Below are 11,653 nucleotides of genomic sequence, written 5' to 3' on the forward strand. Positions count from 1 at the left end.
ATTGTGACGGAAAACGTCGGCGTTGCCCATGTATTACGGAAATTTGTAATACGTTTGGTTGAGATAAGCCACTACATCCTTGATTTCATCGTCATACCAGTTGATGTTCCGGCTAATGTCGCATTGACGAACCTCTTTTTCCAAACTGGCTGTGTCGGTGATAGCGGGGTTGGGCGTAGTTAACACCTCCGTATCACAAGGTGAATTAACGAACAGTATTTGTCCGTTAGCCGGGTTAGGGGCGGCTTGTGCTGTCTGCATCAGCAGTAGACCGCTACAGAGAATCATAAGAGCTTTCGCTTTCATTTCACTACTCTTGTTACATTTGTTGTTGTAAATGCGCAATCCGTATCGCTGCGGGCGGATGCGAGTCATAGAATGCCGAATACCACGGATCAGGTGTCAGGGTGCTGGCATTCTCCTTGTAAAGACCCACTAATGCTGCAATCAGTTCCGCACTGCTCGATTGTTGCGCGGCGAATTCATCCGCTTCAAATTCGTGTTTGCGCGACCACCACGCCATGATCGGGCCGATAAAAAAGGTGAACGCTGGGCTGACTAACATAAATAACACCAGCGCCATGTACGTTGAGGGTTGGCTGACACCGAGTGCAGTATAAAACCACGCCTGCGTCATTAACCATGCCAAGACGATGAAACCGCTCAAGGTCATGAGCATTGACAATGCCATGCCTTTGACAATGTGTTTGCGTTTGAAATGCCCTAATTCATGCGCGAGTACCGCTTCCACTTGCGCGGGGGTGAGGTGTTTGAGCAGGGTGTCGAAAAACACAATGCGCTTGTTTTTGCCAAAGCCGGTGAAATAAGCGTTGCCGTGCGCAGAACGGCGCGAACCATCCATGATGAATACGCCTTTGCTGTTAAAGCCGGTGCGCGTCAATAAGGCATTGAGGCGTTCGGCCACTTCGCCATCTTCCAAGGGGCTGAATTTATTGAATAAAGGTGCGATGAATTTGGGGTATGCCCACGTCATTAGCAGTGAAAATGCGGTGAGCGCTGCCCACGCATACAACCACCATAAGCTGCCCGCCGAGGTCATCAGCCACAAAATCAGCATGATCACTGGAATGCCGATAATCAACGCCAGTGCTGCGCCTTTAAACAGGTCAGTGATAAAGGTGATGGCGGTCATTTTATTGAAGCCGAAACGTTCTTCCAGCACAAAAGTGCGGTAGAGAGAGAGCGGCATATCCAATACGCTGCCAATCAGGATTAGGCTGAGCATGACCGCCGTGCCGGTGTATAGCTCGTTCCAGCCGAGGCTGCGCCATTGTGCATCCAGCCATTCCAGCCCGCCGCCGAGCGTCCAGGCCAGCAAGATTACCAAGCCGATCAGCAGGTCGATGCGCCCTAAACCGCCTTTGGCGAGGGTGTAATCGGCGGCTTTTTGGTGTTCTGCCAGCGAGATTTTGCCTGCGAATGGGGTGGGGACAGCGGCACGGTGGGCGCTGACATGCTGTTTCTGACGCAACGACAAGTACAGTTGTACCACGGTCGATGCCAGCAAAAACGCCAGGAAAATGTAGGTAAAGGTTTGCATAATCTCTGTTATATTCCAGCTTCCTTAAAGTAAGTACAGTGTACCCGAATGAGCGTGAATCAGGAAAATTTGATCTGGATTGATCTGGAAATGACGGGCTTAGATACCGTCAACGACGTGATTATCGAAATTGCCACCGTCGTCACCGATAAAGACCTGAATATATTGGCAGAAGGCCCGGTGATTGCCATCCACCAAACCGCTGAAACGCTGGCGAAAATGGATGATTGGAATCAGAAGCAACACGGCGGTTCGGGGCTGATTCAGCGCGTGTTAGCAAGTGAATGGACGGAGGCGCAAGCCGAACAAGCCACCCTCGATTTCCTGAAGCAATTTGTGCCAGCGGGTGCGTCGCCGATGTGTGGTAATAGCATTTGTCAGGATCGGCGTTTTCTGGCGCGGCAAATGCCGGAATTGGAGAAATTCTTTCATTACCGCAATCTGGATGTGAGCACCCTGAAAGAGTTGGCGAATCGCTGGAAACCGGGGTTGGCGGCAGGTTTTAAGAAAGAATCACAGCATTTGGCATTGGCGGATGTGCGGGATTCGATTGATGAGCTGGCGTATTACCGGGCGCATTTTATTCGGGAGTAATTTGTTCGGGGAAGCCTTTTAGTCAGTTCAGTTTGTCGGTATGGTGAAAGCTGTTCAAACTGAAATTCATATGGTGCGTGAAAGAAGGCAATCTACAAAACTAGCGACAATAGCTTGATCATTGGGGGAGAGTCGATTGATCTTAGATATTAGTTCACTGCCGTCGCTAGGTATATCTGGTAGGTCTTTAGTTATCTCTGGGGAGATTTTGCGTGGATCTGCACCGATCAACTTGCAGATTTCTACCAAAGTTCCCAGATTGAGCGGATTTATACCCTTCACCGTTCCTTTAAACTTATGCAAACTTAACCAAGGTCAAGTTTGCGGTTAAATTCCTGCTTCATTGGGGCTGGTTTCGTCTTCGGCTTGCGCCCAAGACCAGCGCCTTCCCCTCCACAGGCCGACACCGTGGAACTCACGGCGTGGTTGCTGAGCGTAGCCGAAGCATACTCTTGCAAATTCTTGGCAGCGTTTACGTCACGGTCATGAACTGCGCCACAAACGGGGCAAGTCCATTCGCGTACCGATAGTGGCAATTTGTCCACTTTATGCCCACAGCCGGGGGCAGAACAAGTCTTGCTGGAGGCAAAAAACCGATCAGCCACCACGACCACAGCCCCACGCATTCCCGCCTTGTATTCCAGTTGACGGCGAAACTCGAAAAACCCCATATCACTGATGGCACGGGATAAATGGCGATTTTTCACCATGCCCGATACGTTCAAGTCTTCAATGCCGATGATGTGGAAACAGCGGGTTAAATCCGTAGTGAGTTGGTGCAAACTGTCTTGGCGGATGTTGGCTATCTTGGCGTGAAGCCTTGCCAGTTTTGCCTTGGCTTTGTGGCGGTTGGCACTGCCTTTGACCTTGCGCGACAGGCTGCGTGAGAGCCGTTGTAGGCGTGAAAGCAAGGCTTTATGCGGCTTTGCTCCTGTCACTTTTTCCCCCGTTGACAGGGTTGCCAGTGCGGATACGCCCAAATCCACCCCCACCGTGCCTTGGTTTTCGGCAGGCGGGAGATGGTTTTGATCCGTATCCACGGTGATGCTGGCGAACCACTGGTCAGCGGTGCGGGAAATCGTGGCAGAAAGAATTTTGCCGAAAAAGCGTAACGTTTCCCGCATCCGTACTAACCCAAGGTTGGGAATGCGGATGCGGGAAGCATCAAGCGAAAATTGATCGTTGGTGAGGGTGAAACTGTCACGGCTCTTGCCTTTCTTTTTGAACTGCGGGTACTTGGCACGTCCGGCAAAAAAGTTGTTGAACGCTTGCCCCAGTTGGATAATCGCCATTTGTGGAGCGTTTTTGGTGACTTCGAGCATCCACGGGAATTGTTCGCGTTTAATGGCGTTCAACTGGCGGCGCAAGCTCATTTGGTTGGGTTTGGGCTGGGTGTTGTCGTCTTTCCATGCCGCGTATTGGCTTTGCCATTCCGCCAACGCCCAGTTGTAAGCAAACCGAGCTGTACCTGCGGCTTTCGCCAAGTACGTGGCTTGTTTATTGTTGGGGTCTAGGCGGATTTTGTGGCTGATAATCATGAGGAATAGGATGCAATACAGCAGATTTTGTGTCTAGGGGTGGGTGTTTTTGATGTTGCTATCGACAGATGAACGGTAGTCTGTGCCTTGCAACTTCTCCAAAATGACAAAGATTGGAGAGGTTTGGGTGGGTTTTGTGGTAGCTGCTTCACACCCCTGTAACCCATTATGAACAATGCAGGGAATTTAACCTAAATGGGTCAACGAAGAAACCTTTCCTTATAAACACTACCCTCATGCTGTTCATCAGGAAAATGGTTATACCATAAGGTTATCCGCAAGGAGTTCTTCGACCATCCCCCTGATACTGATTGCTTCAACCCCTTCTGCAATCGGGTAGCGATCATCACCTGCATAGACGACAAAAGCCCGTTGCGGTTTGAGATCTTCGCAGGCTGCATAAAATCCACGTTCTACTTTTGCCGACAATGAACGCTTGATTTCAATTGCCCACAGCGAGCCATCGGCCCGTTCAATCAGCAGATCCATCTCAACCCCCTTAGCTGTCCGGTAAAAGAAAGCCGATGACCGCCAAGGCAGTACCGCCAGTAAATTTTCCAGTACAAAACCTTCCCAACTCATGCCAACTATCGGATGCCCAGCCAGTTGCACGGAATTTTCTATGCCCAGCAGTGCGTGAAGTAAACCACTGTCTCGTAAATAAATTTTTGGGGATTTGGTCAGGCGTTTTCCCACATTGACCGTATAAGGCGGTAAACGTCTGACTAGTAATAGATCAGTCAGTAAGTCAATGTAGCGTGTCACCGACTGGGCGCTGATTTCCAAGGAACGCGCCAATTCTGCGGCATTCAGCACACTGCCTTGCCGGTGGGCAAGCATCGTCCATAAACGTTCAAGTGTAGTGGCGGGAACCCGTGAGCCGAACAAGGGGATGTCACGTTCTAGGTAAGTTCGGATGAAGTCCTTGCGCAATGCCAAGCTATTTTTGTCGTTTTCCGCCAGATAACTGTCGGGGAAGCCCCCACGCAACCACAAGCTTTCTCTAGCGACACGGGTATGTGCGATTTCAATCACCGACAACGGTGACATATTGATGTAGGCGATACGCCCAGCAAGGCTTTCCCCTGATTGCCGCAATAATTCGATAGACGCGGAACCTAGGATTAAAAAGCGCCCTTTGCCTTTTTGTTTACGGCGACCTTTGTCGATAACACCGCGCAAGGTTTGGAAGATTTCGGGAACTCGGTGAATTTCGTCCAATATCACCAGCCGATCTTCCACACTTTCCAGAAAAAGTACCGGGTTATCGAGACGGTTGCGGTCATCCCTGTCCTCAAGGTCGAGGTAAAGAGCGTTGTGCTGTTCACCAATTTCCAAGGCTAAGGTCGTTTTGCCTACTTGACGAGGCCCAATGAGTGCCACAGCAGCTTGCCGCTGTAAGGCATCTTTAACGTGTTCTGTGATGTAGCGTTTTATCATGGTGCAAATCTTCCAAGTTTTGGAGATATTACACCAACTGTCTCACTTCGTAAAAGTTGCCGGTCGCCCTTGCGACCACACTCCACCGCCGTGTGTGGTCAGTTACCTTTTTTCAGCCAAAACTCTTCGCGGCACTGTCGGCAGAAACACCGTTGGCGGTTGGGGTGCAAGAGTTTTTTCCACCAGATACAAGGGCGTTTCGTCCACGTGAAACTGCCGCAATGGGGGCAGGGGGCTTTTGTCCAAATGCTTGATTGGATGGGGCGCAAATACAATGCATCGGTTTTGCGTTGTCTGTTAAGTATGCTGGGCATGGCGTTCTCCTGGCTGAAAATCAACGATCCGTGTCATTTCCACACAAGATAAGCGTAGTACAATATCGTTTATATTTTAGTCTGAGGCAGCGCTCTATCCGCTAAAAGCTGTTACAATTAGTGACAAAATGTGCTGCAATTGGCCGATTTTCCGTTAGTATCTGCATTGGGTACATAAGCTGTGATAATCGTTTCTGGATAAGGGGGTAGCGACATTGCTGAAGCGGGATAATCTGGATAATGGAGCAGTGGCGTTTGATGATGAGCAATTGGCGCGGATGTCTCAGGAAATTGCAGATTTACTGGTGAAACACTTGCCGCCTCGCGATGGCATTGTGCTAAGCAGTGATACCGTGCGCTTAAGAAGCCAGACGTGCGTGCAGATATTCGGGTATTGCATCAAACGCAAGGCAATATTTTCACTGAAGGCAGTCTTTCGCCGTCCGCCGCCCAGTCATCTGAACGTGAAGTGTTTTACACACAACGATTCTTAAACCGCGCTGCTGGGTTTGTCTGTCACGAAATGATTATTTAATAACCATTTATTTTGTTGATTTTGTAATAAGTATGTTACAATCCGTGCTGCTTGCAGATTTTTTGATTCCTCCGAGCAATGCAAGCACCTCAATTAGCCAGCCAATCGGTTTAAACTCTCCCCGTTGGCTGGTTATTTTTTATGTACTGCTGCGCCTTGCGAGCAACACAGTAGACCGAGTGTATGAGACCAAATGTGACGACTTGTCCGCGTTGCGGTGCCCGCGCCAATAAAGCTCGCCCTAGTTGGTGGGAACGCCTGTGGCTGGGCGGATTAGAGCAATATTTCTGCGGCACTTGTCAGAATCGCTTTCAACGTTGAGCGCAACGGTGGTCATTTACGGAGCGAAGTGCTTGAAGACACAGTGTCGTATTTATTTCCAGAATCGGTTCGCTATCGTGGCATTAGACACCGTGAAACTTGAGCTATTAGCCCTGCATTTGGGGCAGATGCCGCAAGCGTTGGAAACAAAATTCGTGGTGCAACGTTGGTTAGGTTTGGCGGTTCGCAATCGCTTTGGTCATATCGCGAATGACCATGACCCGGTAGAAGAATGGGCAACGCTGTGTTTGCACGATGCCTTGATCATGGGTGTTAAGCCATTGCGCTTTGTTCCTAAAAAGCAGCCCGTCGCCCCGCCGTAGTCAAGCCATCGCCCATCAGGTAAAGTCCCCCCAAAACCCCAATCAATAACAATAACGGACACACCATGACAACCGCAGCCCCGCAATTGATTCAGGCGACGCTTGCGCAATTGAACAAGGTCATTCACGGCAAACCGCAGCAGATACAACTCGCGCTGACTTGCTTGCTGGCAAACGGTCATTTGCTGCTGGAAGATTTGCCCGGTATGGGTAAAACCACTCTCGCGCACGCACTGGCGCAGGTGTGTGGCTTGGAATACAAGCGCGTGCAATTCACCAGTGATTTGCTGCCCGCCGATTTGATTGGTGCGGCAATTTTCGAGCCGCAAACGGGTAAATTTTGCTTTCACCCCGGCCCTGTCTTTAGCCAAGTCTTCCTTGCAGACGAACTCAACCGTGCCACTCCCAAAGCCCAAAGCGCCTTGCTGGAAGCGATGGAAGAACGCCAAGTGAGTGTCGATGGCACGACGCATATTTTGCCCGCTCCATTTTTCGTGATCGCCACCCAAAACCCGCAAAGCCAATCGGGAACCTTCCCGCTGCCCGAATCGCAGCTTGACCGTTTCCTCATGCGCCTTTCTTTAGGCTACCCCGAACCGGCGGCGGAACGCGAATTGCTGAAAGGCCGTAATGGTCGCGTCTTACTCGCAAGTATGCAGCAAGTGTTGAACGAATCGCGCCTGAAAGCGCTGCAAACGCTCGTGCCACAAGTGAAAATGACCGATACCCTGCTGAATTATGTGCAACGTTTAATCGCCTGCACCCGACAGCCGGACATCTGCCAGTTGGGGCTATCCCCGCGTGGCGCATTGGCATTGGTGAAAAGTGCGCAAGCTTGGGCATTGTTGCAAGCACGCGGGCATGTGTTGCCGGAAGATGTGCAAGCGGTGTTCGTGGCAGTCGCTGGGCATCGCCTCGTCGGGCGGCAAGAGGCGCAAGGCGAACAATTGGCACGCCAAATTCTCAGCAAAGTCGATGTGGTCGGCGGTAAACATGGTTGAGGCACTGCGCGGACACTGGGAAAATTGGGTGCAGCAACGTTTGCCTGCCGCCCGTGTAACCACACTCAATCAACGCAAGATTTTTATTGTACCCAGCAAAACCGCTGTCGGGTTGCTGATGCTGATTGCGCTGCTGTTTTTGCTGGGAATTAATTTCCAAAATTCGCTGGTGTACATTATTTGTTTCTGGCTGTTGTCTTTGCTGCTGCTCACGATTTTTTACACATGGCGCAATCTGGCGGGTTTGACCCTTACCGCCTTGGGTGTGGAACCGTGTTTTGCAGGGGAAAAAGCGGTGTTGGAAGTGGAGCTAACGCGCCCCGCCCATCAGCCCAAATACGCACTGGAATTGGCGTGGGAAGGCGAAGATCAGGTGCAGGTGGATCTGGTGACAGCCCAAACCTTGCGCGTAAAACTGTCACACAGCACCAGCGGACGTGGCTATTTCAAACCACCTCGGTTGCGGATTGCGACCCAGTTCCCCACCGGATTAGCGCTGGCATGGTCGTATGTGACCTTTGATGTGCGTGGCTTGGTGTACCCCGCACCGGTTGAAAAAGCGTTTCAACCCAGTGGCAATGCCCAGCGTGAGAATGTTGCAGACGGGCGTGAAATTGCGGGTGGCAGCAACGATTTCGGCGGCATCCGCGATTACCAGCAGGGCGATGGCTCGAAACGTATCCATTGGGCTAAATATGCGCAAACCGGCAAGCTCTATACTAAAACTTTCGTCGATTACGCCAGCCATGCGCTGTGGTTGGAATGGGATGAACTGCCCATGCCCGGTATCGAGGTGCGCTTGTCGCATTTGTGCCGCAAGGTGCTGGAATTTCATCAGGAACAGCGCGAATACGGTTTGCGAATTCCCGGCATCTTGATTGAACCGGGTAAGGGTGAGGCGCACAAAGCGCGTTGCTTGCAGGCATTGGCGCTGTTTGGGGTGCAGGATGCATAAGCAGATTACCTACACCGGCATGATTTGGTTGCTGGCGGCGCAAGTCGTGGTGATGTTGCCGTTTCTCTTCGACCTGCCGATTTGGTTACTGCCGGTGCTGTTGTTTGCGGCAGGTTGGCGTTTGCGGGTGTTATCGGGGGCGGCGTTGCAGCCGGGGAATGTGATCAAGGCATTGCTGATCGTGTTGGGCATTGGCGGTTTGGTATTAAGCGGTTTGAAGTTTCCCTCGTTGGATGCGATGGCAACCTTGTTATTGCTGGGGTTTGCGTTCAAATCGTTGGAAGTGGCGCAGCGGCGTGATGCGCTGGTGGTGATTTTCATCGGGTATTTTTTGGTGGCGCTGCATTTTTTGTACGCGCAATCCATTACCGCCGCGCTGTATGGCATGGTGTCGATGATCGTGTTGACGGGTGCATTGGTCGGGGTGCAACAGTCGGTCGCGGAGTTTTCGGCGGGGCAACAGGTGCGTTTTAATTTGCGCTTGTCGGTGTTTATGTTGCTGCAATGTTTGCCATTGATGTTGGTTATTTTTGTGTTTGCGCCGCGTTTGCCGCCGCTGTGGTCGCTGCCGATGCCGACCGGACAGGCGAAAATGGGCGTGTCGGATCGCATGGCTCCCGGTGATATTGAGAAGCTTAGCCAATCGGATGCGCTGGCGTTTCGGGTAACGTTTAAAGGCAAAAAACCCGCTCAGCACGAATTGTATTGGCGCGGCATGGTGTTTAACCATTTTGACGGGCGCGAATGGCGGCAATTTGAACGCGATATTGACCCGCAGCAAGTGCAAAGTGCGTTGCTGACGAATTACCGCTGGCAGCCCGACGCGCTGCGGCTGCAAGGCGAACCGATTGCTTATGAGGCGGTTTACGAAAAAACCGGGCAGCCTTGGTTGTTTACCCTGACGCCAGCGGTGGACGTCGAAGGCGACGTATTGCGCGGTGCGGATTATCGGGTGATGGCACGGCAAGATTTGCAAGCGCCGTTTTTGTTGAAGGCGGTGAGTTACCCTGATTCCCAGCGCGATCTGGCGCTTGCCCCGGAATTGCGGCAGTTGGCGTTGCATTTGCCGGAAACGGGTGATGCGCGGACTCGTGATTTGGCGCAACAGTTATGGCGCGAAACCGGCACGGAACAGGCGTATTTGGATAGGGTGTTGGCACGATTTCGGGATCAACGTTTTGAATACACCTTGAAGCCGCCAACCTTGAGCGCAAGCGATACGATTGATGCGTTTTTGTTTGAATCGCAGCGCGGGTTTTGTGCGCATTACGCGGGCAGCTTCGTGTTTCTGATGCGGGCGGCAGGAATTCCGGCACGGGTCGTGGTGGGCTATCAGGGCGGCGAATGGAATGCAGCGGGTGATTATTTGGCGATTCACCAATACGATGCTCATGCGTGGGCGGAAGTGTGGTTGACGGGGCAAGGCTGGGTGCGAATTGACCCGACCACGATGGTTGCGCCGAGCCGTACCGAGCAAGGCTTGGAAGCCGCAATGCAAGCAGAAGGCAGTTTTCTGGCAGATTCGATGTTTTCGGTGCGTAAGATTGCTTGGTTGAATGGCATCCGGCAGCAGCTTGATACCGTGCAATACGGCTGGCGGCGTTGGGTGCTTGGGTATGACGGGGCGGAACAGGCGGCGCTGTTAAAGTCGTTGCTGGGAACGTTTTCGGTGCAAGGGGTGGCGTTGCTCATGGGGGGGGGCTTGCAGCGATTGGCTTGTTGTGGCTGGTGCTGTTGGGGATGACGCCACGGCGTGAGCGTGAGGCGTTGGAGCATCAATTGTACCGGCGTTTTTGTGCGGCGTTGGCAAAGCGTGGGGTGTTGCGCGAACCGGGGGATGCGCCGGGGGTGTTTGCGGCACAAGCGGCGGAGGCATTGCCTGCGGTGGCGGGGGTAATCCGCGAATTTACGCAGGTGTATGAGGGGATTTGTTATGCGCCGTCAGCCGACGGGCAACAGGCGACCCGGCGGCTGAAAGCATTGCTGGGAAAATTGAGGTAGAGACGCAAAATCTTGCGTCTCTACATAACCCACTAAGCCCTAATTTAACCTTGACGCATTCGTTGCAGAAGGGAGGAAATAGGCGTAACCACTGCCAGCACTACCGCACCCGCCAATACGCCGAATACCCCACTCAACAGCGTGGGCGCAATGGCTTTGAGTGCGCCGCCTATCCCACCGACTTGCTGCACAAACAGTTCTGCGCCGTGCAGGAAATCGTGCGAATGCGGGATGCCATGCAGCAAAATACCGCCACCGACAAGAAACATTGCGGCAGTGCCCACCACGGATAAGGTTTTCATCAGCCAAGGCGCGAACCACAAAATGCCATTCCCCAAGGCGCGGCGGAAGCCGGTGGCGTTGTCTTTGATGAGGTGAAAACCGAGGTCGTCGAGTTTGACGATACCCGCGACCAAGCCGTATACGCCGATGGTCATAATAATCGCGATGCCAGATACCACCGCCGCTTGCATGGCAAACGACGCGCCTTGTGCCGTGCCGAGCGCAATCACAATGATTTCGGCGGAGAGGATAAAATCGGTGCGGATTGCGCCTTTGATTTTGTCTTTTTCAAATGCCACCATGTCGACATCGGGGTTACGTGCGACTTCGAGTAATTCGGCTTGATCTTTCTCGTGGTGGTGAGAGAGTTTGTGAGCAATTTTTTCAAAGCCTTCGTAACACAAAAATGCGCCGCCGATCATCAATAACGGGGTAATCAGCCAAGGCGCAATCGCGCTGATCAGCAGTGCTGCGGGTACGAGGATCAGTTTGTTGAGGAATGAGCCTTTGGCAACCGCCCACACCACGGGTAATTCGCGCTCAGCTTGGACACCGGCTACTTGTTGCGCATTCAATGCGAGGTCGTCGCCCAATACGCCAGCGGTTTTTTTCGCGGCGACTTTGGTCATGAGGGAAACATCATCCAGAACGGTGGTGATGTCATCGAGTAAGGCTAAAAGGCTTCCACCCGCCATGCAAAACTCCTGATTTCCATTGGTTTATCTATTGCGGCGTATGCTACACCGATATACGACAAACCTGACAGACAATTTTCTTTTATACTAGCT

13 protein-coding genes are annotated in these 11,653 nt (G+C 52.2%); 7 read left to right on the forward strand and 6 right to left on the reverse strand.

Annotated elements, in window-relative coordinates; all coding sequences use genetic code 11:
* Window positions 1–33: 33 nt before the first annotated feature.
* Together HMY34_RS11770 and HMY34_RS11775 are read right to left on the reverse strand one after the other, a co-directional pair.
* Entirely contained in the window at window positions 34–306 is a 273-nt protein-coding gene (locus HMY34_RS11770; protein WP_202715682.1) for a hypothetical protein, read from the reverse strand.
* A 13-nt stretch (window positions 307–319) separates the two neighbouring features.
* Window positions 320–1,561, reverse strand: coding sequence for a M48 family metallopeptidase (locus HMY34_RS11775; RefSeq protein WP_202715683.1), 1,242 nt, complete (start codon window positions 1,559–1,561; stop codon window positions 320–322).
* A gap of 48 nt (window positions 1,562–1,609) precedes the next feature.
* On the opposite strand from HMY34_RS11775, the gene orn reads away from it, so the two are divergent.
* Entirely contained in the window at window positions 1,610–2,155 is a 546-nt protein-coding gene (gene orn / locus HMY34_RS11780) for an oligoribonuclease (RefSeq protein WP_202715684.1), read from the forward strand.
* A gap of 305 nt (window positions 2,156–2,460) precedes the next feature.
* On the opposite strand, the gene HMY34_RS11785 is transcribed toward orn, so the two are convergent.
* The 3 genes from HMY34_RS11785 to HMY34_RS11795 all read right to left on the reverse strand — a co-directional run bounded on the left by HMY34_RS11785 (window position 2,461) and on the right by HMY34_RS11795 (window position 5,447).
* A complete protein-coding gene (locus HMY34_RS11785; protein ID WP_202715685.1) occupies window positions 2,461–3,693 on the reverse strand; it encodes an RNA-guided endonuclease InsQ/TnpB family protein in 1,233 nt (410 codons plus the stop codon).
* Between the two features lie 258 nt (window positions 3,694–3,951).
* A complete protein-coding gene (locus tag HMY34_RS11790) occupies window positions 3,952–5,133 on the reverse strand; it encodes an ATP-binding protein (RefSeq protein ID WP_202715686.1) in 1,182 nt (393 codons plus the stop codon).
* A gap of 98 nt (window positions 5,134–5,231) precedes the next feature.
* Window positions 5,232–5,447, reverse strand: a complete 216-nt coding sequence (locus HMY34_RS11795; protein WP_202715687.1) for a hypothetical protein — start codon at window positions 5,445–5,447, stop codon at window positions 5,232–5,234.
* A 215-nt stretch (window positions 5,448–5,662) separates the two neighbouring features.
* On the opposite strand from HMY34_RS11795, the gene HMY34_RS11800 reads away from it, so the two are divergent.
* From HMY34_RS11800 to HMY34_RS20210, 6 genes are all read left to right on the forward strand, one after another.
* Complete coding sequence (locus HMY34_RS11800; protein WP_202715688.1) at window positions 5,663–5,941, forward strand: hypothetical protein; 279 nt, start codon at window positions 5,663–5,665, stop codon at window positions 5,939–5,941.
* Between the two features lie 394 nt (window positions 5,942–6,335).
* Entirely contained in the window at window positions 6,336–6,626 is a 291-nt protein-coding gene (locus tag HMY34_RS11805) for a hypothetical protein (protein ID WP_202715689.1), read from the forward strand.
* 65 nt (window positions 6,627–6,691) lie between these two features.
* Window positions 6,692–7,627 carry an AAA family ATPase gene (locus tag HMY34_RS11810; protein ID WP_202715690.1) on the forward strand — a complete coding sequence of 312 codons (936 nt, stop codon included), beginning with the start codon at window positions 6,692–6,694 and terminating at the stop codon, window positions 7,625–7,627.
* Window positions 7,602–8,582 (forward strand): DUF58 domain-containing protein, encoded by a 981-nt coding sequence (locus tag HMY34_RS11815; RefSeq protein WP_228287836.1) that lies wholly within the window; start codon window positions 7,602–7,604, stop codon window positions 8,580–8,582. The genes HMY34_RS11810 and HMY34_RS11815 overlap by 26 nt, the downstream gene beginning before the upstream one ends.
* Complete coding sequence (locus tag HMY34_RS11820) at window positions 8,575–10,326, forward strand: transglutaminase TgpA family protein (RefSeq protein ID WP_228287837.1); 1,752 nt, start codon at window positions 8,575–8,577, stop codon at window positions 10,324–10,326. The genes HMY34_RS11815 and HMY34_RS11820 overlap by 8 nt, the downstream gene beginning before the upstream one ends.
* Window positions 10,323–10,583 (forward strand): DUF4129 domain-containing protein, encoded by a 261-nt coding sequence (locus HMY34_RS20210; protein WP_228287838.1) that lies wholly within the window; start codon window positions 10,323–10,325, stop codon window positions 10,581–10,583. The genes HMY34_RS11820 and HMY34_RS20210 overlap by 4 nt, the downstream gene beginning before the upstream one ends.
* A 44-nt stretch (window positions 10,584–10,627) precedes the next feature.
* On the opposite strand, the gene HMY34_RS11825 is transcribed toward HMY34_RS20210, so the two are convergent.
* On the reverse strand, window positions 10,628–11,560 hold the full coding sequence (locus tag HMY34_RS11825; RefSeq protein ID WP_202715691.1) for a DUF808 domain-containing protein: 933 nt from the start codon (window positions 11,558–11,560) through the stop codon (window positions 10,628–10,630).
* Window positions 11,561–11,653 lie beyond the last annotated feature (93 nt).

The organism is Thiothrix subterranea (genome assembly GCF_016772315.1).
GTDB classification, from domain to species: domain Bacteria; phylum Pseudomonadota; class Gammaproteobacteria; order Thiotrichales; family Thiotrichaceae; genus Thiothrix; species Thiothrix subterranea.

Bases quoted from the DNA above. Each gene is read 5' to 3' on its own strand.
- HMY34_RS11770 (WP_202715682.1), bottom strand. From the start codon at position 306: ATGAAAGCGAAAGCTCTTATGATTCTCTGTAGCGGTCTACTGCTGATG.
- HMY34_RS11775 (WP_202715683.1), bottom strand. From the start codon at position 1,561: ATGCAAACCTTTACCTACATTTTCCTGGCGTTTTTGCTGGCATCGACC.
- orn (WP_202715684.1), top strand. From the start codon at position 1,610: ATGAGCGTGAATCAGGAAAATTTGATCTGGATTGATCTGGAAATGACG.
- HMY34_RS11785 (WP_202715685.1), bottom strand. From the start codon at position 3,693: ATGATTATCAGCCACAAAATCCGCCTAGACCCCAACAATAAACAAGCC.
- HMY34_RS11790 (WP_202715686.1), bottom strand. From the start codon at position 5,133: ATGATAAAACGCTACATCACAGAACACGTTAAAGATGCCTTACAGCGG.
- HMY34_RS11795 (WP_202715687.1), bottom strand. From the start codon at position 5,447: ATGCCCAGCATACTTAACAGACAACGCAAAACCGATGCATTGTATTTG.
- HMY34_RS11810 (WP_202715690.1), top strand. From the start codon at position 6,692: ATGACAACCGCAGCCCCGCAATTGATTCAGGCGACGCTTGCGCAATTG.
- HMY34_RS11815 (WP_228287836.1), top strand. From the start codon at position 7,602: ATGTGGTCGGCGGTAAACATGGTTGAGGCACTGCGCGGACACTGGGAA.
- HMY34_RS11820 (WP_228287837.1), top strand. From the start codon at position 8,575: ATGCATAAGCAGATTACCTACACCGGCATGATTTGGTTGCTGGCGGCG.
- HMY34_RS20210 (WP_228287838.1), top strand. From the start codon at position 10,323: ATGACGCCACGGCGTGAGCGTGAGGCGTTGGAGCATCAATTGTACCGG.
- HMY34_RS11825 (WP_202715691.1), bottom strand. From the start codon at position 11,560: ATGGCGGGTGGAAGCCTTTTAGCCTTACTCGATGACATCACCACCGTT.